This window comes from Pseudomonas sp. WOUb67 (assembly GCF_050058005.1).
Classification (GTDB): Bacteria; Pseudomonadota; Gammaproteobacteria; order Pseudomonadales; family Pseudomonadaceae; genus Aquipseudomonas; species Aquipseudomonas putida_R.
On the sequence record NZ_CP170112.1, the window covers coordinates 2,121,789 to 2,144,160 of the forward strand.

The window sequence follows — 22,372 nt, forward strand, 5'->3', positions numbered from 1 at the left end:
AAGCGGACTGAGGTGCAGATGAGACCCGCGCTCCCTCTTTTTGCCTGCCTGCTGTCATTCACCAGCGCGCCGACCGTGGCCGATACCTTCAGCGCCGCCATCGGCATGGACTATTCCAGTGGCGACTATGGCACGGGTACCACTTCGGAAATCTGGTACGTCCCCGTGGTCGGCAAATATGAAACCGGCCCCATGATCTACAAGGTCACCGTGCCCTGGTTGCGCATCACCAACCCGGAAGTTGGCCCCAATGGTGACCCCTTGCCTGGAGGTTGCCGGGATGTGGAAAGCGGGCTGGGTGACACGGTCGCCAGCGCCGGGTATGCCCTGCTCGATGGCAGTGATGGCGGCCTGATGCTCGACCTGATCGGCAAGGTCAAATTCCCCACCGCCGATGAAGACCAGTGCCTGGGCACCGGTGAATACGACTACACCGCCCAGGTCGACATCACCAAGGGCTTTGGCCCGGTTACCGGCTTCGCGACATTGGGCTGGAAGAAGTTCGGCGACCCGCCCGACAGCGATTTTGACGACCCGGTATTTGTCAGCCTCGGCTTCGCCCTGCCTGTGGCTACAGGTACCTCGGCTGGCGCCTCCTACGACTGGCGGCAGAAAGTGGTCTCGACCGGTTCGCAGATCAAGGAACTCACCCTGTTCCTGACCCACAAGCTCAACCCGCAATGGAAAGTCCAGCTCTACGCGGTCAAAGGCTTCTCGGATGCCAGCCCGGATGCAGAGGGTGGCCTGATGCTGTTTCACACGTTCTGACGAAAAAAGCCCCTGCGCCGGCCATTCCTTGCGGGGAACACCGGGGCAGGGGCTTTCTGTGTTTCAGCCGTTTTAGATAGGCTCTGCCCACATGTCGTATTCGTCGGCATCCACTACACGGCAACGCACTTTGTCGCCTGGCTTGAAGCCATGGTCGCCATCGATGAACACGCTGCCGTCGATTTCCGGGGCATCGAAGAAGCTGCGGCCAACCGAACCCTGTTCTTCGACTTCGTCGATCAGCACTTCGATTTCCTTGCCGATGCGCAGTTGCAGGCGGGCGGTGCTGATGGCCTGCTGGTGGGCCATGAAGCGGTCCCAGCGCGCTTGCTTGATGTCGTCCGGCACTTCTTCCAGGCCCAGGTCGTTGGCCGGGGCGCCTTCTACCGGCGAGTACTGGAAGCAGCCCACGCGGTCGAGCTGGGCTTCGGTCAGCCAGTCCAGCAGGTACTGGAAGTCTTCCTCGGTCTCGCCCGGGAAGCCGACGATGAAGGTGGAGCGGATCACCAGCTCAGGGCACTGTTCGCGCCAGTTCTTGATGCGCGCCAGGGTGCGGTCTTCGAAGGCAGGGCGCTTCATCGACTTGAGCACTTTCGGGCTGGCGTGCTGGAACGGGATGTCCAGGTACGGCAGGATCTTGCCGGCGGCCATCAGCGGGATCACGTCGTCGACATTCGGGTACGGGTACACATAGTGCAGGCGTACCCAGGCACCCAGGCTGCTCAGGGCCTCGCACAGCTCGAGCATGCGGGTCTTGACCGGGCGGCCGTTCCAGAAGTCGGTCTTGTACTTGACGTCGACGCCGTAGGCGCTGGTGTCCTGGGAAATCACCAGGATCTCCTTGACCCCGGCCTTGACCAGGCGCTCGGCCTCGCTCAGCACTTCACCCACCGGGCGGCTGACCAGCTTGCCGCGCATCGACGGGATGATGCAGAAGCTGCAGCTGTGGTTGCAGCCTTCGGAAATCTTCAGGTACGCATAGTGGCGCGGGGTCAGCTTGATGCCTTGTGGCGGCACCAGGTCGATCAGCGGGTTGTGGTCCTGGCGCGGCGGTACCACTTCGTGCACGGCGTTGACCACCTGCTCGTACTGCTGCGGGCCGGTGACCGACAGCACGCTGGGGTGCACGTCACGGATGCTGCCTTCTTCGACACCCATGCAGCCGGTGACGATGACCTTGCCGTTTTCCTTGATCGCTTCGCCGATCACTTCCAGCGATTCGGCCTTGGCGCTGTCGATGAAGCCGCAGGTGTTGACCACCACCACGTCGGCATCCTCGTAGGTGGGCACGACTTCATAGCCTTCCATGCGCAGCTGGGTGAGAATGCGCTCGGAATCGACCAGGGCTTTTGGGCAACCCAGGCTTACGAAACCTACCTTGGGGGTGGCGGGCGTGGTGGACATGACTAACCTCGGTATTGAATGCAGGTCGCCCGGCCGGAATCGCGGGCGATCTTGACGGGCGCTTTTTAGCGCCTCTGATCAAAAAGTGCGCAATTCTAGCGAGCGCAAGGTCGCTTGACCAGCAGAAATACGACGAACGCTGCGCTATGCAAGCCAACTGGGCAGTGCTTGCCTGGTAAAGCCTGGAAACACACCCAGGCAATCGCCCCGCTTGAAACGGTGAGCTCCGTTCGTCACCCTCGTCTACGCCGACTAAACCTTTTCTTATTCAAGACGCGCGATGAGCACACCTACTAACGTACAGATCATCAACGGTGCCGACGGTCGTCCTGCTTTTGTCGTGTTGCCGTATGCCGATTACATCGCCAACCGCCCGCAACCGGACCTGGTGCCCAACGATGTCGTTGGCTATATGGTCAAGGACGGCATGACCGCCATTGCTGCATGGCGCAGGCATCTTGACCTGACTCAGGCTGAGGTAGCCCGGCGGCTGGGTATCTCGCAGTCAGCGTATGCCCAACAAGAAACCGTAGAGCGCCCGCGCAAAGCCACGCGCGAAAAGATTGCCGCAGCGTTGGGCATCCCCATGCAGTCTCTGGATCTTTAGTTGTAGCCCCTGGCAGCTCTGACAGCGCCGAACCAGCAGAAAATCGACGAACGCTGCGCTATGCTTCGCGCCATTGCGCCCGAGGTAGCGGTAGTGCCTCGGCGCAGGTGTGAAATCTACTGGCCTAAAAGGCCGTCTGCGGGAGTGGTCGATGGTTCAGGCAAGCAGTCACGCCGAGGGCGGGCACGCGGGGAAGCAGGGGGCGGCGCGGTCGCTGGGCCTGCTCGTGGCGGCGGTCGGGGTGGTTTATGGCGATATCGGCACCAGCCCGTTGTATACCCTCAAGGAAGTCTTCACCGGCGGTTACGGGGTGCCGGTCAACCATGATGGCGTGCTCGGGATCCTGTCGCTGATCCTGTGGTCGTTGTTGTGGGTGGTGTCGTTCAAGTACGTGATGTTCATCCTGCGCGCCGACAACCAGGGCGAGGGTGGCACCATGGCGCTGACCGCGCTGGCGCGGCGGGCCACGGCCGCCTATCCGCGGTTGCGTACGCTGATGGTGATCTGCGGCCTGATCGGCGCTTCGCTGTTCTATGGCGACAGCATGATCACCCCGGCGGTATCGGTGCTGTCGGCCGTGGAGGGCATGGGCCTGGCGTTTGACGGGATCGACCACTGGGTGGTGCCGATTTCGCTGGTGGTGCTGGTGGCGCTGTTCCTGGTGCAGAAGCACGGCACCGAAAAAATCGGCAAGCTGTTCGGCCCGATCATGGTCACCTGGTTCGTGGTGCTGGGCGCATTGGGCGTGCATGGCATCTCGCAGAGCCCGGAAGTGCTCAAGGCGTTCAACCCGGGCTGGGCGGTCAACTTCTTCGTGGTGCACCCAGGCATGGGCGTGGCCATCCTCGGCGCCGTGGTGCTGGCGCTGACCGGCGCCGAGGCGCTTTACGCCGACATGGGGCATTTCGGCCGCAAGCCGATCGCCCGGGCCTGGTTCATCCTGGTGCTGCCCGCATTGGTGCTCAACTATTTCGGCCAGGGTGCACTGCTGCTGCAAAACCCGGAAGCGGCACGCAACCCCTTCTACCTGCTGGCGCCGAGCTGGGCACTGTTGCCGTTGGTCGGTTTGGCCACAATGGCGACTGTGATCGCCTCGCAGGCGGTCATTTCAGGGGCCTTTTCCCTGACCCGCCAGGCCATCCAGCTGGGCTACATTCCGCGTATGCAGATCCAGCACACCTCCAGTGACGAGCAGGGGCAAATCTACATTGGCGCTGTGAACTGGACGTTGATGGTGGGCGTAGTGCTGTTGGTGATTGGCTTCGAGTCGTCCGGCGCTCTGGCGGCGGCCTACGGCGTGGCGGTGACCGGCACCATGCTGATGACCACCATTCTGGTGTCGGCGGTGATGCTGCTGTTGTGGAAGTGGCCGCCGGTGCTGGCTGTGCCGATCCTGGTGGGCTTCCTGTTTGTCGATGGGCTGTTCTTCGCCGCCAACGTGCCGAAAATCGTCCAGGGCGGTGCCTTCCCGGTGCTGGCTGGCGGTGTGCTGTTCCTGCTGATGAGTACCTGGAAGCGCGGCAAGCAGATCCTGGTCGAGCGCATCGACGAAGGTGCGCTGCCGTTGCCGCTGTTCATCAGCAGCATTCGTATCCAGCCGCCGCACCGGGTCGAAGGTACCGCGGTGTTCCTTACCGCCCGGTCTGATGCCGTACCCCACGCGCTATTGCACAACATGCTGCATAACCAGGTGCTGCACAGCCAGGTGGTGCTGCTGACCGTGGTCAGCGAGGACCGGCCGCGGGTGCCGGAGCAGGAGCGCTTCGAGGTGGAGGCTTATGGCGACGGGTTCTTCCGGGTGCTGTTGCACTTTGGCTTCATGGACGAGCCGGATGTACCGGCGGCATTGAAGCTGTGCCACCTGGACGATCTGGACTTCACCCCGATGCGCACCACCTACTTCCTCAGCCGCGAGACGGTGATCGCTTCCCGGCTTGAGGGGATGTCGCGCTGGCGGGGCAACCTGTTCGCGTTCTTGCTGAAGAATGCCAACGGTAACCTGCGCTTCTTCAACCTGCCGCTGAACCGGGTGATCGAGCTGGGGACCCAGGTCGAGATCTGAGGGGCGACACAGAATTCAAGGCAGGCCTCGCCCCCTGTGGGAGCGGGCATGCCCGCGAAGCCGGCACCTCGGTGTAGGGCACCGGCTTCGCCGGTGTTCGCGGGCGCGCCCGCTCCCACAGGGATCGCGTAGCTTTCAAGGCTAGCGCCGCACCTGTGGGAGCGGGTTTACCCGCGAATGGGCCGCAAGGGCTTATCAGTTCTGCTCGGCGACGCTCGATTTGCCTTGGCGGGTCTCGATCTCGCCAATCAGGCGCTTGGCCAGCGCCGGGTAGTTTTCATCAAAGTGGTGCCCCCCAGGCAGCTTCAGGCGTTCGCCCACCGCAGTCTTCTCGGTGCAACCGCTCTCGTCGGTCTCTTCCACGCCATACACGCACACCACCTTGGAGGCTGGCAGCCTGGCCATTTCCGGCCCGGTGGGTGCCTCCTGGCCTTCCTTGCCCAGCCAGCCCTCGACCTCGATCTCGAAGCTGCCGCTGCGGGCAAAGGCCAGTAGCATGACCGCGTCGATACGTTGCTGGTCCTCCGCCGGCAGGCGGTTGTAGATCGCCGGCAGTACATCGGCACCGAACGAATAGCCGGTCAGTACAAAGCGCTTGGTACCCCACTTCTGCCGGTAGTGCTGCATCAGCTCGGACAGGTCGGCCGCACTTTGCTCCGGGGTCTTGTGCTGCCAGTAGTAGCGCAGCGTGTCGATACCCACCACCGGGTAGCCCAGCTTGGCCATTTCCCCGGCGACATCGCGGTCCAGGTCACGCCAGCCGCCGTCACCCGAGAGGAACAGGGTGACTGTGTCGGTGGTCTGCCCGGCCGGTACTTCGACCACGGGGATGGCCAGCGCGTTACCGTCGTGGCCTACCAGGGCCTGGGTCAGCTGGGCCTTGAGCACTTGTGGCAGGTGGATATCGTAGTCGCTGATGCTGGTTTCGGCATTGGCCTGGTCGCGCACGAACGCGGCGCTGGCGTCATCCGGGTTGTCGTTCCAGGCGACGTTCCAGTGGCCGTGGGCAGCCGATTTGGGCAGCGGTGCCTGGCAGCCGGGTTGCTCGACGGTGAAGTCCACGGAAATGGCCCGGGCCTTGTCATCGGTCTGGCTGGCCAGCCAGCGCCAGGCCTGGGCGGCGCCAGGGCCGATACCGGCTACCAAGGTGGGTTTCTCCGGCAGCTCGGCCAGGGCCTGGTCCATGACCTGTTGCTGCTTGCTGCAGTCATTGGGCGGCAAAATCACCTGCACCAGCTGGGCTTCGCCAGCCTGGCTCAGGTCGAGCAGCTGCTTGTCTGTCAGCGCCTGGTCCTGTGGCACACCGATGGCCACCCGGGCCTTGGGGTGTACACCGGGGGTCACGCGGGTGATGCTGGTGCCATTGCTGGTCAATTGCTCCAGGCGCGCCTCGGGGGCCGGGCGCGTCCACAGCCAGAACGCCAGCACACCCCCCAGGGCGGCCAGGAGCAGGGGAACCAGCAGGTACAGCCAAAAGCGTCGGGTCATCAACGTTTCACCAATCCAGTCAGGCCGCCTGCAATCAGGGCGGCAGTATCAGCCAGTGCTACCAGCGGGTCGAGCCCGGCCGGCACGGCCATGTAGCGGGGTTCCCAGTCCGGTTGGAATTTGTCCTTGAAGCGTCTGAGCCCCTGGAAGTTGTAAAGCTGCTCGCCGCGGCGGAACACCATCGAGCCCAGGCGCTGGGTCAGGGGCGCGCCACGCCGCGGCTGCAGGCCGGAAAGCGGCACCATGCCCAGGCTGAAGCGGGAATATTCATGGCTTTTGTAGTGCAGGATCAGGCCGATCATCATGAACTCCATGGTCAGTTTCGGTGCCTCGGGGTGCGCACGCATCAGGTCGAGGCTGGCCAGTTCGTTGCTGTGGGTCTCCAGCAGGTTGGCGAAGGCCACCGGCCGGCCCTGGAAGCGAATCAGGGCAATGCGGAAGTGCTGCAGGTACTCCGGGCTGAAGCGCCCCAACGAGAAGCCTTTTTCGCGCACGTTCTTGCCGCCGAGCCAGGCATCGGAAATTTCCTTCAGCTCTGCCAGCGGAGCGTGGCCAGGTTCGTGGATTTCCAGGCTCAGGCCGTCGCGGCCACCGCGGTTCCAGGTGTAGCGCAGGTCCTTCATCTCCTTGCCCTTGGCTTCGAGGTCAAAGCGGCGCAAGTCGACCCGGGCTTCTTCGCCCAGCTTCAGTGCGGTCAGGCCAATGTCCATATAGAACGGCAGGTTTTCGGCGCGCACCTGGTAGAACACCGGCCGGGCGTGGTGCAGGTCGCACAGGTCACGGAACTGCCAGATCATTTCGGCGCGTTCCTGGGCCGGCCCGATCGGGTCGTACAGGGCCACCAGGCTGCGGCCGCGACGGGCGTACATAAGGAAGGCATTTTCGCGCGGGTGGAACAGCAACGCCTTGTCCCCGGTCAGGGCCAGGCCGCCGTCGGGCTGATCGGAGGCCAACAGAATACGGTTGGCGCGCTGCAGTTCTTCCTCGTTGGGCAGGTGGATCACCGGCGGTGCGGTGCGCAGCAGCCAGGTCAGCGCCAAGGCAGCCAGCAGCAACGCGCTGCCCATGGCGGCGCGCAGGCCGCGCGGGGCATCGGCGTCGAGGGTGAACTGCCACCACAATTGATGGCTGTAGGGCACATCCTGGTAGGCGAACAGCAGCAGCCACACCGATGCGCCGACTGCGCAGGCGCTGGCCACCAGGAACACCGGCGAAAATGGCAATTCCAGCAGGCGGCTGGGGCGGTAGAACGAGCGACGGAACAGGGCCAGCAAGGCCGCGGTGAAGGTCAGCAAGCAAGCCTCTTCCCAGTCAAAGCCCTTGAGCAGCGACAGCAGGGCGCCGACCAGGAGCAACACGGTGGTCAGCAGCCAGGCGGCGGAGAGGCGCCGGCGCAGGCCTTGGGCCAGCAGCAGGCACAGTACGCCGATCAGGCTGGCGCCAAAGTGCGAGGCATCGATCAGCCGGTGCGGCACCAGGAAGCCCATGTGCTCCAGTCGCGTGTCGATCTCGGGCGTGACGCCGGAAAACAGCAACACGACGCCGGACAGAAATACCAGTATCGACAGGATGGGTGCGGCCATCCCGGAGGCGGCCTTGATGGCCTGCTGTGCGAACAGCAGGCGCCGGGCTTCATTGGCCAGCAGCAGTACGCAGGCCAGCAGCAGTGGCAGCACCACATAGATCAGCCGGTACAGCAGCAGGGCGGCCGCCAGCGGCGCGGCACCGAGTTGGTCGGCAAAGGCCGCCAGCAGGATGGCTTCGAACACCCCGACGCCGCCTGGTACGTGGCTGAGCACGCCTGCGGCCAGGGCCAGCAGGTACACCAGCACAAACGCGCCGAAGGGTGGTGCTTCAGGCAGCAGCAGGTACAGCACGGTAGCGGCAGCTGCCACATCCAGCGCGGTAATCAGCAATTGCAGGGCGGCCAGGCGTGCGCCGGGCAGGCGCAGTGTGCGGCGGCCCAGTTGCACCAGCAGGTTATTGGCCAGTGGCTGTTCGGCCAGGCGCCGGCGGTACAAGCCGAACACCAGCAAGGCGGACGCCACCAGCACGGCGGCGGCGATACCTGCCAGCAGGCCTGGCGCCAACCCCAGTGCGGTCGAGGCTGCCGGCAGATCGCTCAAGGTTGTCAAGGCGGCCAGGGGCGGCAGCGCGCAGCCCAGCGACAGGCTGGCAAACACGGTCATGCGTGCGACTTCGCCAGCACCCAGCCCCTGGCGTGCATACAGGCGGTAGCGTACCGAGCCGCCCGAAAGCATCGACAGGCCAATGGCGTTGCCGATGGCAAAGGCGCTGAAGCCGCCTAGCACCAGGCTGCGTGCCGGTAGCTTCACGCCGGCATAGCGGCTGGCCGACCACTCGTAACCCAGCAAGATCACGAAGCCGATCACGGTAGCAATCAAGGCCCCCAGCACGGACTGGGCCGGTACGCTGAGCATCGCATCGTGCAAGGCGTAGATGTCCAGCTCGCTCAGCAGGTGGCGGCAGGCAATCAACGCCATGGTGAACAGCACCAGGGTCACTGCCAGGCCGATGGGCTGGCGGTAGCGGCTCACGCGCTCGAGCAAGGGCAAACGCTGCACGGCACCGGGCAGCGCCGAGGCGAGGGGCACCGGAGGTTCGGGATTGTGAGAAGTCATAGGTTGCCTCGGGCATGCAGCGCGAGGTAGAGGGGAGGTACGGCCAAGTGAAAGTCCCTTAGGAAAACGTATCCAATGTTACTCCGGCCTCAGCCGCTTTCAGCAGCTTGGCAGGGTTAAAGATAGTTCATCCTGGGCACGATGCCTCAAGCCTGCGGGTTGGCTTGAGGGCGGGGGAAATCGATGCGATGAAAAGCAGGGAGGGCAGAAGCAACAAACCCCGCGCTGCTGTTACACAGGCGGGGTTTGTTCTGACGAATATGGTTGCGGGAGCCGGATTTGAACCGACGACCTTCGGGTTATGAGCCCGACGAGCTACCAGGCTGCTCCATCCCGCGTCAGTGGGGCGGATTCTACAGCGTGTGGTTTGTATGTCAAGCGCTAAGCTTTGATTTGTCGATGTTTTTCCGACGGTAATTTTCAGCGGACAAAGAAAAAGGCCACTGCGTTAACAGTGGCCTTTTCTTGAACTTGGTTGCGGGAGCCGGATTTGAACCGACGACCTTCGGGTTATGAGCCCGACGAGCTACCAGACTGCTCCATCCCGCGTCTGTGGGGCGCATTCTACAGTTTGCTCAGGGCGTGTCAAGCGCTAAGCTTTGATTTATCAAAGGTTTTTCGTTTTGACTTTTTCGTAGGCAAAGAAAAAGGCCACTGTATGAACAGTGGCCTTTTCTTTAATCTGGTTGCGGGAGCCGGATTTGAACCGACGACCTTCGGGTTATGAGCCCGACGAGCTACCAGGCTGCTCCATCCCGCGCCTGTGAGATCGAATTCTACGGATTTACGCCGCGGTGTCAAGCAGTTTCATTGAAAAACCCTTTTTTGTTCAAACCCTTAGCGTTCGTTGGCAGCAAGCGGGTCAGGCGCCACGGGGCTTTCAGGCAGATTGTCGGGTGATGCAGCGGGTGAGGTGTTTCAGGTAGGTCGCATGCGATACTATCTGTATGAATTTACAGTGCTGACGGCCATCCATGTCCTTGCGCAAGATCATCCACGTCGACTGCGATTGCTTTTACGCCGCGATCGAGATGCGTGACGACCCGCGCCTGGCCGGGCGGCCCATGGCGGTTGGGGGCTCGCCCGAGCACCGTGGGGTGATCGCTACCTGCAATTATGAAGCGCGTGCCTATGGTGTGCGCTCGGCCATGTCGTCACGGCATGCGCTGAAGCTGTGCCCCGACCTGTTGATCGTCAAACCGCGCTTCGAAGCCTACCGTGAGGCCTCGCGGGAAATTCATGCGATTTTCCGCGACTACACCGAGCTGATCGAGCCTTTGTCGCTGGACGAAGCCTACCTGGATGTAAGCGACAGCCAGTGGTATTCGGGCAGTGCGACGCGCATTGCCGAGGATATCCGCCGGCGTGTCGCCCGCACCCTGCATATCACCGTGTCGGCGGGCGTGGCGCCGAACAAGTTCCTGGCCAAGATTGCCAGTGACTGGCGCAAGCCCAACGGGCTGTTCGTGATAACCCCGGGCGAAGTAGAGGCTTTTGTCGCCGCCTTGCCGGTGGCCAGGCTGCATGGGGTGGGCAAGGTGACGGCAGATAAACTGACACGGCTGGGTATTGAAACCTGCCTTGACCTGCGTGAATGGTCGCGCCTTGCACTGGTGCGTGAGTTTGGCAGCTTTGGCGAGCGTTTGTGGGGGCTGGCGCGAGGTATAGATGACCGTGCGGTGCACAATGACAGCCGCAGGCAGTCGGTCAGTGTGGAAAACACCTACGACACCGACCTGCCGGACCTGGCCAGTTGCCTGGCGCGGTTGCCCGAGCTGCTGGAAAGCCTGAACGAGCGCATCGCCCGTATGGACAGCAGTTATCGGCCGGACAAGCCGTTCGTCAAGGTCAAGTTCCATGACTTCAGCCAGACCACCATGGAGCAGGCTGGGGCTGGGCGGGACCTTGAAAGTTATCGACAGTTGCTGGGGCAGGCGTTCGCCCGGGGTGGCAAGCCGGTGCGCTTGCTGGGGGTAGGGGTGAGGTTGCGCGATTTGCGCGGAGCGCATGAACAGCTGGAGCTGTTCCCGCCTAAATGAAAGGGGCCGCATATCGGCCCCTTCTATTACTGCACGCCCGGATCTGCCACCAACCGGCCTGTGGCCTTGGTCAGCGATTGCAGAAACTCCTGCTGCAGCTCCGGATCGTTGCGGGTCAGCTCGATCAGGCTTTGTTCCATTTCACTGGCTTCCTCTTCAAGGCCCAGCTCCGACAGACGCTTGACCCGATGTACCCACTGGCCGACATCGTCATCTTCGAGGTCGTCGAAGATCAGTTCATGGGCTTCGAGCAGCTTGTTGCGCAAGGTGGCGCTGACCAGCAGGCTGGCATCACCCCGCACCGCGTTGTCCTCGTCGAGCACCTGAAGGTGCAGGGTGCCGACGTGGTTGAGGTTCTGCTCGGAGAACGGGCTGTCGAGCAGGTTCAGGCGCAGCACGCCGTTCCTGTCGGTGGTCAGCTCGTGGGTCATCTTGCCGGCCTTGACCTCGACCAGGCGTTCGCTCCAGGGCACGCTGGTAGATTCCTCGCGCTTGCCTTTCTGCACTTCGCTGATCCCGGCCAGGTTCTGCTGGGCACGCCCGTTGGACGGCACGTTCATGAACGGGTTGAGCCCGTCCACGCCGTAGCTGAGCCAGTCGTGGGTGATGCTTTCCGGCAGGTTGCCCAAGGCAAAGACGTTGACCACGTTGGCGCCGACGCCCGCTACCACGGCCACTGCACCCAGCGGGATCTCGTAGACCTCCCGCCAGGGCTGGTAAGGCGTATAGCGGTCATAGCGACGGGTGACTTCGAATTCGGTGACTTCGAAGCGCTTCTGCTCATGCACGCGCACACGTCGTTGCGGCAGCTCCATCACCTTCGGCTCGCCGACATCGATCTGCAGGGTGTGCTCGAGCAATTTGCGCTCGACGCGCTCCTCATGGTCGCTGCGCTGGGACATCTGGTTGGCGCAGCCGCTGACGAGCAGGGCGCCGCACAGTGCGGCGCCCCCCAGGGTAAAGGTACTTCGCTTGAACATGATCACTCGTGCATTGGTTATCAGCGGCGAACGCGGGCCTGCAGGAAGCTCAGCACTTCATTGAGCGGCAACGCCTGGGCGTCCTGCTCGGTGCGGTGCTTGTACTCCAGGTTACCTTCGGCCAGGCCGCGATCGCTGACGACGATGCGGTGCGGGATGCCAATCAGCTCCATGTCGGCAAACTTGATGCCTGGGCTGGTCTTCTTGTCGCGGTCGTCCAGCAGCACTTCGAAGCCGGCGGCGGTCAGTTCGGCATACAGCTTGTCGGTTGCCTCGCGAACCACCTCGGTTTCGTAGCGCAGCGGTACCAGAGCGATCTGGAACGGGGCCAGGGCGTCGTTCCAGATGATGCCCTTGTCGTCATAGCTCTGCTCGATGGCAGCGGCGACCACGCGGGACACGCCGATGCCGTAGCAACCCATCGACAGTACGACCGGCTTGCCGTTCTCGCCCAGTACCTGGCACTTCAGTGCCTCGCTGTACTTGGTGCCCAGCTGGAAGATGTGGCCCACTTCGATGCCGCGCTTGATCACCAGGGTACCCTGGCCGTCCGGGCTCGGGTCGCCTTCGACCACGTTACGCAGGTCAGCGACCTGTGGAACTGGCAAGTCGCGCTCCCAGTTGACGCCGAAGTAGTGCTTGTCGTCGATGTTGGCGCCGATGCCGAAGTCGCTCATCAGGGCAACCGAACGGTCGATGATGCATTCCAGCGGCAGGTTCAGTGGGCCGAGCGAGCCGGCACCGGCGCCAATGGCGTCGCGCAATTCGGCTTCGGTGGCCATGACCAGCGGGTCGGCAACCTGTTCCAGCTTGGTGGCCTTGATTTCGTTCAGCTCGTGGTCGCCGCGAACGATCAGGGCAATCAGCTTGCCTTCTTCAGCGCCGCGCACGATCAGGGTCTTGACGGTCTTCTCGATCGCCAGGCCGTGGTTTTCAACCAGTTGTGCGATGGTCTTGGCCTCTGGCGTGTCGACCAGGCGCAGCTCCTCGGTAGGGGCAGGGCGCACGGTTTCACGCGGGATGGCCTCGGCCTTCTCGATGTTGGCGGCGTAATCGGAGCTGTCGCTGAAGATCACGTCGTCTTCGCCGGACTCGGCCAGTACGTGGAATTCGTGCGAGTAGCTGCCACCGATCGAGCCGGTGTCGGCCTGCACTGGGCGGAAATCCAGGCCCAGGCGGGTAAATACGTTGCTGTACGCCTGGTGCATGCGATCGTAGGTTTCCTGCAGGGAAGCCTGGTCGGCATGGAACGAGTAGGCGTCCTTCATGATGAACTCGCGGCCGCGCATCAGGCCGAAGCGCGGGCGGATCTCGTCACGGAACTTGGTCTGGATCTGGTACATGTTGAGCGGCAGCTGTTTATAGCTGGACAGCTCGTTACGGGCCAGGTCGGTGATGACTTCTTCGTGGGTCGGGCCAACGCAGAAGTCGCGCTGGTGGCGGTCCTTCAGGCGCAGCAGCTCAGGGCCGTACTGCTCCCAGCGGCCGGACTCCTGCCACAGCTCGGCAGGCTGGATGCTTGGCATCAGCACTTCCAGGGCGCCGGCGGCGTTCATTTCCTCACGCACCACGGCCTCGACCTTGCGCATTACCCGCAGGCCCATCGGCAGCCAGGTGTACAGGCCGGAGGCCAGCTTGCGGATCATGCCGGCACGCAGCATGAGCTGATGGCTGATGACCACTGCGTCGGCAGGGGTTTCTTTCTGGGTGGCGAGCAAATATTGACTGGTGCGCATGGTTAGCCGTGTCGATTGCCTAAGACGTTGAAATAGCCCCGCATTGTACGGGGGCGAAACGAAGGCGTACAGGATGCCCCAGGGCGGGCCGCTTGTCAGCCAAGAAAAAGCCCGGCGAGATCGCCGGGCTTTTTCAGGTGCGGGGCACTGCAAGCCAGGCTTACAGGATGCTCAGCGGGTACTCCACGATCAGACGCAGTTCGTCGATCGATGGGGAACCGTAGTAGACGCCATCGCCCGAACGGTAGGTGGCCTGACGTACGCGCAAGCTCAGGTCCTTGGCAGGGCCGCTTTGCAGTACGTATTTGACGTCGATGTCGCGTTCCCATTCCTTGCCGTCGTCGGTGGTGCGGGTGGTTGCACCGGTACCGCGAACGTAACGGGTCATGAAGGTCAGGCCTGGTACGCCGTATTCGGCGAAGTTCAGGTCGTAGCGTGCCTGCCAGGACTTCTCGTCTTCGGCGTTGAAGTCGGAGCGGGCCACGGAGTTGGCCAGGAAGATCGTACCGCCACCGTCGACGCCGTAGGCATAGTCGCCGTCGCCGCTGACTTTCTGGTAGGCCAGGGTGAAGGTGTGGGCGCCAATGTTGTAGGCGGCCGAAAGGCTGGCTGCAATGTTGTCGAGTTCGTTGCTGCCGTCGGCCTTGCTGACGAATGCGCCGGTCAGGTTGTTGCCGATCGACTTGGTGTCATAAATGTTGAAGTCGAACACCAGGCCTTGCTTGTCGCTGATCGGCAGCGCCCAGTTGATGTTGCCGTACCACTTGCGGAAGTGATCTTCGATGTGCGAGTAGTAAACGCTGGTGCTGAGGTTGTCGTTGATGGCATAGGTGCCACCGAAGACATTGGCCTCGGTCAGGTTCAGGCTGTCGTGGTAAGTCTGGGCCTGGGCGTTCAGCGCGGTGAAGTGACCGGCATGCAGGGTCAGACCATCGATTTCGTTGCTGGTGATCAGGCCACCTTCGGCAACTTCCGGCAGCAGTCGGCTGTCGTCGGTAGCCAGTACTGGCAGCGCGGTGAACTGGTCGCCGAACTTGAGCACGGTGTTGGAAATGCGCATTTTCACTGCGCCGCCGCCTTCGGAGTAGTCATCCTGCGAGCGACCGTCGGAACCTGTCGGGAACAGACCGGTGCCGGCGCGGCCTTTGCCGCTGTCCAGCTTGATGCCCAGCATGCCGATGGCATCGACACCGAAGCCTACGGTGCCTTGGGTGAAGCCCGATTCGAAGGTGCCGAGGAAGCCGAGGCCGGTTTCTTCAACGCGGCTCTGGGCGCCATTCGGGACGTTCCGGAAGTCACGGCTGAAGTACAGCATGCGGGTCTTGACGTTCAGCTTGCTGTCTTCGATGAAACCTTTGGACTCGTCTTGTGCCGAGGCCATTGCCAACTGCGAGGTCCCTGCCGCAACGGCCAGGGCGATCATGCTCCACTTCATCACGCGCATCGTGATTTGCTCCTTTGGTTTTTAGGAAGAGTACCGCCGCGCCCAAGTGTTTTAGTTATAGGGTGCAGCTCTTTCTTGTTATGTCGGCGAAAATGTATAGCACGCTGACTGTTGTTGGCGATATGGCTATATAGACTCTTTGCGGAACTTTTTTGCCATGTCGCTTTTAGGTATTTCCATGTCGCAAATCACGCCCCGGTTTATGGGCCGTATAACGCCAGCGCTGTTCCTGTCACCGTAACGAATCTGTAACTACGGATTCTGGTTGAGGAAACTCCCTGGTAACCAATGCCGCTGTTGTTATTTGTCGCGTCCACCTGCCACTGCAGATGTCGTGCCGACTTGGCGTGAAGTGAATGCAACAAGCGTGCTCAAAATTCGCAACACTTCATGAAATTTTCACAAAACCTGCTACCGAGGGTCGGAAAGTGCCGTAAACACGGGGCGAAGGCTGCCCGAGGGCATGTTGGAGTCGAGAATCATTAAAATTTAAAAAGCTGTCATGAAAGTCAATGTGTTACCGCAACTTGTTAATCCAGAGTCGTTTGTGGGGTGGCAAGTGTGGCGGTGACGTGCAGGCGGCCTCATTTTGGTGCGAAAAGTAGCGCTGTGTTACCGGGAATGTGCAAGGTATCCTTGCAGGCCTGTTTTCCGCTTGAAAGCGGGTTGTTTTTGCCTGAAGGAGATATGCCGTGTTCGTCCTGGATTCGCGTTTGCAGCAGGATTCCCTGGTGCTGGGGGAGTTTGCGTTGTGCCAGCTGTTGCTGAGCAAGGATGCCAACTACCCATGGTTCATCCTGGTGCCCAAGCGCGCCGGCATCAGCGAGCTGTTCGAGCTGGATACGGCGGAGCAGCAGCAGTTGTGGCAGGAAACCACGCTTCTTGCTGAAGCGCTCAAGGCAAGCTACGGCGCCGCCAAGATGAACGTGGCCACCCTGGGCAATGTGGTCAGCCAGTTGCACATGCACGTGATCGTCCGCCAGCGTGACGACGCCGCATGGCCTGCACCGGTGTGGGGCAAGTGCCCGGCCGTGGCCTACAGCGACGACCAGTTGCAAGCCATTCGCCAGCGCTTGCGTGGGCTGCAACTTGCTGGTTATCAGGAGGCCTGACATGTCGCTGGAATTGCGTATCGTCGAACTGGAAACCCGCCAGGCGTTCCAGGATGACACCCTGCAGGCGCTGAATGATGTGGTGGTCGAGCAGGCGCAGGTGATCGAGCGGCTGAAATTACAGGTGGCCGAACTGATCAAGCGCCATGAAGAGATGGTCGGCCAGTACGGCAGCGAAGGGGAAGAGGCGCCGCCGCCGCATTATTGATCCAATTGGCCGGAGTGCCTGTATTGCTGGAGCACGAATCCTGTGGGAGCGGGCATGCCCGCGAACACCGGCGAAGCCGGTGCCATGCATCGGGTTGCCTGATTCGCGGGCATGCCCGCTCCCACAGGGAGGGCTATTGCAAGAAAATCAGCGGCGGGTTACCGCAACCACGTCTTCGGCCTGCAGGCCCTTGTCGCGGTGCATCACCGAAAACTCCACGCGCTGGCCTTCGACCAGAATGCGATGGCCTTCGCCGCGAATGGCGCGAAAGTGCACGAAGATGTCATCACCCGAATCGCGGGAGATGAAACCAAAGCCTTTCGACGTGTTGAACCACTTCACGGTGCCGGTATCACGGTTGCCAGCATCCTGGGCGGCATGCTGGCTGCTGCGTGCCTTGCGCGGGCTACGGGCAAAACCCACCGCCAGGTGCAGGGCCACGGCCAGTGTCGCGCAGACCAGCGCCGCGAGGTTGCCCATTTCCGGGCGAGCCAGCAGCGTCAGGGTCTGCAGCACCACAGCCACCACCAGCAGGGCGCAGGCAAGGTGTTGCAACTGCTGGCGAGCGCCGCGGTAGTACAGCGGCACGACCGGGGCCAGGACCAGGTTGAGCAGGCCGAGCAGGGCAAGGTAGACCGCGTCGGGTTGCTGCAGGAAGGGTGTTGCATCGTTTTTCAGGCTGGGTATGAGCGATAGCAGCAAGGCTGCCACGCCCGTCACCAGATGGACGATCTTGAACATGGGGTTGGCTCACAGTTGATAAGGCAGATCACAGGAAGAGCTGGCAGCACGGTGCGCATGAGGTATAGGGCGCGAACACGTGACAAGCCAGCCTATGCACCCGGCAATGACAGTCCGCACGGGTGGCACGGTGCCTATTTAACAGCAAAGCCGAAGGCTACTCAAACCGCAGGCCGCAGTGGGCGATGTGTTGCGCCATGTCACAGGCGCTGTGGGTCAAGTGTTGCTACAGTGGTCGGCGTCCGCTTGAGACTCAAGCCTTATGGAAAGGGGAACTTCAATGGCAATCGATATCGGTATCAGTGAAGAAGATCGCAAGTCCATCGTCGATGGGCTGTCCCGCCTGTTGTCGGATACCTACGTGCTGTATCTGAAAACCCATAATTTTCACTGGAACGTCACCGGTCCGTCGTTCCGCACTCTGCACCTGATGTTCGAAGAGCAGTACAACGAACTGGCACTGGCAGTCGATTCGATTGCCGAGCGCATCCGTGCCCTGGGCTTCCCTGCGCCGGGATCTTATGCATTTTATGCACGGCATTCCTCTATCAAGGAGGAGGAAGGCGTACCCCCGGCGGACGAGATGATCCGCCAGTTGGTCCAGGGGCAGGAGGCCGTGGTGCGTACTGCGCGCAGCATTTTCCCGGTGGTGGACAAGGTCAGTGACGAGCCGACTGCCGACTTGCTGACCCAGCGCATGCAGGTTCACGAAAAAACTGCCTGGATGCTGCGCGTGTTGCTCGACGGCAAATAATAGTTGCTCAAAGCTTACGCATGACTCTGTGGGAGCGGGTTCACCCGCGAAGCAGGCACCGCGGTGCATGGCACCGGCTTTGCCGGTGTTCGCGGCTGAAGCCGCTCCCACAGGGGTGCGGCGCTCGCTTTGGAAATCATGAAGGGCGATCCGCATCGGGGATGCCCTGCCGGGTTTTGCATTTTGTGCGGGAAGACTTTGCCGCTGCTTTAAACCTGTTGCCCAGCGCTTCATTGGCCACCTGTTACCGGTGACGAGGAAGTAGGGCGCATGATGCAAGCGAGCAAGCGTGTGGCTGGCCAGGGGAGTTGGCCAGGAAAGCAGTGCATTGATCCGTTCAAGGCAGATTTCGACATGTTGCAGACGCAACCGGTGTCACGTTCGGTGCGACTCAACGGTTTTTCCACCTGTCTGCGCCTGGAGGCCGTCTACTGGGGCATCCTGGAGCGCATCGCCGCCGCCAACCGCTGCTCGGTCAGTGCGGTGTTGTCCTACGTGGACCGCGAAGTGCACCTGCGCCAGGGTGGGGTGCGCAACTTCAGTGGGCTGATTCGGGTAATCTGCGTTGCCTGGCTGCAAGACCCGCCAAGTGTGCGCTGATCGCCTGGCGGGCTGCGCAGTGCTTGCTAACCATATATAATCCCGCTTTTTGCTGCCCCGGCAGCGAGCGTTGTGGTTGACGAGAGACACCCATGCCCCTGTATGACTATCAATGTGCAGCCTGCGATCACCGCATGGAAGCACTGCAGAAGATCAGCGCCGCGCCGCTGACCGATTGCCCGGCCTGCCAGGCGCCGGCGCTGAAGAAGCTGCTGTCGGTGCCAGGCTTTCGCCTGAGCGGTAGTGGTTGGTACGAAACCGACTTCAAGACCGGGGCGAAAAAGAACCTTGCAGGCGGCGACAAGGCCGACTGAGTTGAATGCTGTGACCGGGTCTTGCAGTATTAGCCCTCCGGGCGGCCAAGGCCTCCACCGAATACACGAATCACGAGAAGCGAAACCACCATCATGATGCGCAGCCATTATTGCGGCCAACTGAACGAGAGCCTGGACGGCCAGGAAGTCACCCTTTGCGGCTGGGTCCATCGTCGCCGCGACCACGGCGGGGTGATCTTCCTCGACATCCGTGACCGCGAAGGCATGGCCCAGGTCGTGTTCGACCCGGATCGCGCCGAAACCTTCGCCGCCGCCGACCGCGTGCGCAGCGAATACGTCGTGCAAGTCACAGGCAAGGTGCGCAAGCGCCCTGACGGTGCGGTGAATGCCAACATGGCCTCCGGTGCCATCGAGATCCTTGGCTACCAGCTGACCGTGCTCAACGAAGCGGAAACCCCGCCGTTCCCGCTGAACGAATACTCCGACGTCGGCGAGGAAACCCGCCTGCGCTACCGCTTCATCGACCTGCGTCGCCCGGAAATGGCCGAGAAGCTGCGTCTGCGTTCGCGCATCACCACCAGCATCCGTCGTTTCCTCGATGAAAACGGCTTCCTCGACGTCGAAACGCCGATCCTGACCCGTGCCACCCCGGAAGGCGCGCGTGACTACCTGGTGCCAAGCCGTACCCACGCCGGTAGCTTCTTCGCCCTGCCGCAGTCGCCCCAGCTGTTCAAGCAGCTGCTGATGGTCGCCGGCTTCGACCGCTACTACCAGATCGCCAAGTGCTTCCGTGACGAAGACCTGCGTGCCGACCGCCAGCCGGAATTCACCCAGATCGACATCGAGACCAGCTTCCTCGATGAAAGCGAGATCATGGGCCTGACCGAGAGCATGATCCGCAAGCTGTTCAAGGAAGTGCTGGACCTGGAATTCGGCGAATTCCCGCACATGACATTCGAAGAGGCCATGCGCCGCTACGGCTCCGACAAGCCAGACCTGCGTAACCCGCTGGAACTGGTCGACGTTGCCGACCAGCTGAAGGATGTCGACTTCAAGGTATTCGCCGGCCCGGCCAACGATCCGAAGTGCCGCGTTACCGCCCTGCGCGTGCCAGGCGCCGCCAGCATGCCGCGCAGCAAGATCGACGAGTACACCAAGTTCGTCGGCATCTACGGTGCCAAGGGCCTGGCTTACATCAAGGTCAACGAGCGCGCCAAGGGCGTCGAAGGCCTGCAGTCGCCGATCGTCAAGAACATCCCAGAAGCCAACCTCAACGTGATCCTCGATCGCGTTGGCGCGGTGGATGGCGACATCGTCTTCTTCGGTGCCGACAAGTTCAAGATCGTCAGCGAGGCCCTGGGCGCACTGCGCATCAAGGTTGGCAACGACTTCAACCTGCACACCTGCGAGTGGGCACCGATGTGGGTCGTCGACTTCCCGATGTTCGAAGAGAACGAAGACGGCAGCTTCACCGCGCTGCACCACCCGTTCACCGCGCCGAAGTGCTCGCCGGAAGAGCTCGAGGCCAACCCTGCCACAGCCCTGTCCCGTGCCTACGACATGGTCCTGAACGGTACCGAGCTGGGTGGCGGTTCGATCCGTATCCACCGCAAAGAGATGCAACAGGCCGTGTTCCGCCTGCTGGGCATCGAAGCAGAGGAACAGGAAGAGAAGTTCGGCTTCCTGCTCGACGCGCTGAAGTTCGGTGCACCGCCTCACGGTGGCCTGGCCTTTGGTCTGGACCGCTTGGTCATGCTGATGACCGGCGCCCAGTCGATCCGTGAAGTGATCGCCTTCCCGAAAACCCAGAGCGCTGCGTGCGTGATGACTCAGGCCCCTGGCCTGGTCGACGCCAAGGCCCTGCGCGAGCTGCACATCCGACTGCGCGAACAGACCAAGGTCGAGTAAGCGGTCCCCGGGCGCATCCACATGGATGCGCCTTTGCGTTTCGGCGCAGGTATTTTCCCGTCCCGCCCCGTACAGGGGCGGGGCTGTTTGTGATTCAAAGGATTCGGAGTCGTTATGGCTGGTCATTCCAAGTGGGCGAACATCAAGCACCGCAAAGAGCGCCAGGATGCCAAGAGAGGCAAGGTCTTCACCAAGTGGATCCGCGAGCTGACCGTGGCTGCCAAGCAGGGTGGTGCTGACCCGGCATCCAACCCGCGCCTGCGCCTGGCGCTGGACAAGGCCTTGGGCGCCAACATGAGCCGCGACATCATTGATCGCGCCGTGGCCCGTGGTGCCGGCACCAACGAAAGCGACAACGTCGAAGAGCTCAGCTACGAAGGTTACGGCCCGGGTGGCGTGGCGATCATGGTCGAGACCATGACCGACAACCGCAACCGCACCGCCGCCGCCGTACGCCATGCCTTCACCAAGTGTGGCGGCAACCTCGGTACCGACGGTTCGGTGGCCTACCTGTTCGAGCGCAAAGGCCAGATCAGCTTTGCCCCGGGCGTGGATGAAGACGCATTGATGGAAGCGGCGATGGAGGCCGATGCCGACGACGTGGTGGCCAACGATGACGGCTCGTTCGACGTGTTCACCTCGTTCAACAGCTTCTATGCCGTGCGTAACGCCCTGGAAGAGGCTGGCTTCAAGGCCGCTGACGCGGAAATCGTCATGCAGCCGACTACCAGTGCCGAGCTCGACCAGGACGGTGCTGAAAAGGTGCTCAAGCTGATCGACATGCTCGAAGACCTGGATGACGTGCAGAACGTCTACTCCAATGCCCAGATTTCCGACGAGATCATGGAAAACCTCGGCTAAGGTGATTTGGCAATTTGTGCCAATGCTGAGAGTTTGTTATCGCCTGTGCCGGCCCTTTCGCGGGTAAACCCGCTCCCACAGGTATTGCACCCCTTTCAAATGTGGTGCAGTACCTGTGGGAGCGGGTTTACCCGCGAAAGGGCCGGCACAGTTTGCAGAGATGCATCAATATTTCGACGGGCACTATGACTCTGATTCTTGGTATCGACCCCGGTTCGCGCATCACCGGCTACGGCGTAGTACGCCAGACCGCCCGTGGATGCGAGTACGTGGCGTCGGGTTGCATCCGCACCGGCAGCGGCGAGCTGCATGAGCGGCTGCAGATCGTTTTTCGTGGTGTCAGTGAAATCATCGCCCAGCATGAACCGGTGACCATGGGCATCGAGCGCGTGTTCATGGCGCGCAACGCCGACTCGGCGCTCAAGCTCGGCCAGGCCCGCGGCGCGGCTATCGTCGCTGCCGCCGAAGCCGGCCTGGAAATCGCCGAATACAGCGCCACACAGGTCAAGCAAGCGGTGGCTGGCACCGGTGGGGCCAACAAGGAGCAGGTGATGATGATGGTCATGCACCTGCTGAAACTGACGCAAAAGCCGCAGATCGACGCCTCCGACGCCTTGGCCATCGCGTTGTGCCACGCTCACACCCGTTCCAGCCTGGTGCCCCATGGCCTGGCGACGGCGCGGCGGCGCGGCGGGCGCTTGCGTCTGTAGGCGCTTCATGCGCTGATACATATTTTGTTCGGG

The 22,372-nt window shown here is 62.0% G+C and carries 19 protein-coding genes and 3 tRNA genes; 12 read left to right on the top strand and 10 right to left on the bottom strand.

All coding sequences use genetic code 11. The features are described 5' to 3' along the window. The first annotated feature begins 18 nt into the window (after window positions 1-18). A complete protein-coding gene (locus ABOC32_RS09525) occupies window positions 19-768 on the top strand; it encodes a hypothetical protein (RefSeq protein ID WP_426810859.1) in 750 nt (249 codons plus the stop codon). A gap of 72 nt (window positions 769-840) precedes the next feature. On the opposite strand, the gene rimO is transcribed toward ABOC32_RS09525, so the two are convergent. Continuing rightward, window positions 841-2,172, bottom strand: a complete 1,332-nt coding sequence (rimO, locus tag ABOC32_RS09530; protein ID WP_059394723.1) for a 30S ribosomal protein S12 methylthiotransferase RimO — start codon at window positions 2,170-2,172, stop codon at window positions 841-843. A gap of 280 nt (window positions 2,173-2,452) precedes the next feature. On the opposite strand from rimO, the gene ABOC32_RS09535 reads away from it, so the two are divergent. Next, window positions 2,453-2,779 (top strand): helix-turn-helix domain-containing protein, encoded by a 327-nt coding sequence (locus ABOC32_RS09535; protein ID WP_426810860.1) that lies wholly within the window; start codon window positions 2,453-2,455, stop codon window positions 2,777-2,779. Window positions 2,780-2,930: 151 nt separating this feature from the next. After that, entirely contained in the window at window positions 2,931-4,841 is a 1,911-nt protein-coding gene (locus tag ABOC32_RS09540) for a potassium transporter Kup (protein WP_234229488.1), read from the top strand. A gap of 195 nt (window positions 4,842-5,036) precedes the next feature. Here the strand turns inward: ABOC32_RS09540 and ABOC32_RS09545 are convergent, their stop codons facing one another. The 5 genes from ABOC32_RS09545 to ABOC32_RS09565 form a co-directional block, all read right to left on the bottom strand. Beyond that, window positions 5,037-6,329 carry a virulence factor family protein gene (locus tag ABOC32_RS09545; RefSeq protein WP_426810861.1) on the bottom strand — a complete coding sequence of 431 codons (1,293 nt, stop codon included), beginning with the start codon at window positions 6,327-6,329 and terminating at the stop codon, window positions 5,037-5,039. After that, entirely contained in the window at window positions 6,329-8,971 is a 2,643-nt protein-coding gene (gene mprF, locus ABOC32_RS09550; RefSeq protein WP_426810862.1) for a bifunctional lysylphosphatidylglycerol flippase/synthetase MprF, read from the bottom strand. Before mprF ends, ABOC32_RS09545 begins: the two co-directional genes overlap by 1 nt. Before the next feature lie 261 nt (window positions 8,972-9,232). Next, window positions 9,233-9,309, bottom strand: a tRNA-Met gene (locus tag ABOC32_RS09555). A 134-nt stretch (window positions 9,310-9,443) separates the two neighbouring features. After that, window positions 9,444-9,520, bottom strand: a tRNA-Met gene (locus ABOC32_RS09560). Between the two features lie 134 nt (window positions 9,521-9,654). After that, window positions 9,655-9,731 (bottom strand) — tRNA-Met (locus ABOC32_RS09565). 220 nt (window positions 9,732-9,951) lie between these two features. On the opposite strand from ABOC32_RS09565, the gene dinB reads away from it, so the two are divergent. Then, window positions 9,952-11,010 (top strand): DNA polymerase IV, encoded by a 1,059-nt coding sequence (gene dinB / locus ABOC32_RS09570; protein ID WP_426811586.1) that lies wholly within the window; start codon window positions 9,952-9,954, stop codon window positions 11,008-11,010. 26 nt (window positions 11,011-11,036) lie between these two features. Here dinB and ABOC32_RS09575 read toward each other — a convergent pair whose 3' ends face one another. The 3 genes from ABOC32_RS09575 to ABOC32_RS09585 form a co-directional block, all read right to left on the bottom strand. Further along, window positions 11,037-11,990, bottom strand: coding sequence for a hypothetical protein (locus ABOC32_RS09575; protein ID WP_016498315.1), 954 nt, complete (start codon window positions 11,988-11,990; stop codon window positions 11,037-11,039). A gap of 20 nt (window positions 11,991-12,010) precedes the next feature. Next, on the bottom strand, window positions 12,011-13,726 hold the full coding sequence (locus ABOC32_RS09580; protein WP_016498316.1) for a proline--tRNA ligase: 1,716 nt from the start codon (window positions 13,724-13,726) through the stop codon (window positions 12,011-12,013). A 160-nt stretch (window positions 13,727-13,886) separates the two neighbouring features. Next, window positions 13,887-15,170 carry an OprD family porin gene (locus tag ABOC32_RS09585; RefSeq protein ID WP_426810863.1) on the bottom strand — a complete coding sequence of 428 codons (1,284 nt, stop codon included), beginning with the start codon at window positions 15,168-15,170 and terminating at the stop codon, window positions 13,887-13,889. Between the two features lie 692 nt (window positions 15,171-15,862). Here ABOC32_RS09585 and ABOC32_RS09590 point away from each other — a divergent pair. Beyond that, on the top strand, window positions 15,863-16,282 hold the full coding sequence (locus ABOC32_RS09590) for an HIT family protein (protein ID WP_426810864.1): 420 nt from the start codon (window positions 15,863-15,865) through the stop codon (window positions 16,280-16,282). Window position 16,283: 1 nt separating this feature from the next. After that, window positions 16,284-16,490, top strand: coding sequence for a SlyX family protein (locus ABOC32_RS09595; RefSeq protein WP_043201947.1), 207 nt, complete (start codon window positions 16,284-16,286; stop codon window positions 16,488-16,490). Between the two features lie 147 nt (window positions 16,491-16,637). Here the strand turns inward: ABOC32_RS09595 and ABOC32_RS09600 are convergent, their stop codons facing one another. Continuing rightward, a complete protein-coding gene (locus ABOC32_RS09600) occupies window positions 16,638-17,231 on the bottom strand; it encodes a cold-shock protein (protein WP_086976798.1) in 594 nt (197 codons plus the stop codon). Between the two features lie 280 nt (window positions 17,232-17,511). Between ABOC32_RS09600 and ABOC32_RS09605 the strand changes: the two genes are divergently transcribed. From ABOC32_RS09605 to ruvC, 6 genes are all read left to right on the top strand, one after another. Continuing rightward, on the top strand, window positions 17,512-17,985 hold the full coding sequence (locus ABOC32_RS09605; protein WP_003254783.1) for a Dps family protein: 474 nt from the start codon (window positions 17,512-17,514) through the stop codon (window positions 17,983-17,985). Between the two features lie 270 nt (window positions 17,986-18,255). After that, entirely contained in the window at window positions 18,256-18,585 is a 330-nt protein-coding gene (locus ABOC32_RS09610) for a ribbon-helix-helix domain-containing protein (protein WP_016488658.1), read from the top strand. 92 nt (window positions 18,586-18,677) lie between these two features. Then, window positions 18,678-18,899, top strand: coding sequence for an FmdB family zinc ribbon protein (locus ABOC32_RS09615; protein WP_426810865.1), 222 nt, complete (start codon window positions 18,678-18,680; stop codon window positions 18,897-18,899). A 93-nt stretch (window positions 18,900-18,992) separates the two neighbouring features. Beyond that, window positions 18,993-20,768 (top strand): aspartate--tRNA ligase, encoded by a 1,776-nt coding sequence (gene aspS, locus ABOC32_RS09620; protein WP_086976797.1) that lies wholly within the window; start codon window positions 18,993-18,995, stop codon window positions 20,766-20,768. Between the two features lie 114 nt (window positions 20,769-20,882). Continuing rightward, a complete protein-coding gene (locus ABOC32_RS09625; RefSeq protein ID WP_086976796.1) occupies window positions 20,883-21,629 on the top strand; it encodes a YebC/PmpR family DNA-binding transcriptional regulator in 747 nt (248 codons plus the stop codon). A 185-nt stretch (window positions 21,630-21,814) separates the two neighbouring features. After that, window positions 21,815-22,339, top strand: coding sequence for a crossover junction endodeoxyribonuclease RuvC (gene ruvC, locus ABOC32_RS09630; RefSeq protein WP_016498323.1), 525 nt, complete (start codon window positions 21,815-21,817; stop codon window positions 22,337-22,339). Window positions 22,340-22,372: the final 33 nt, after the last annotated feature.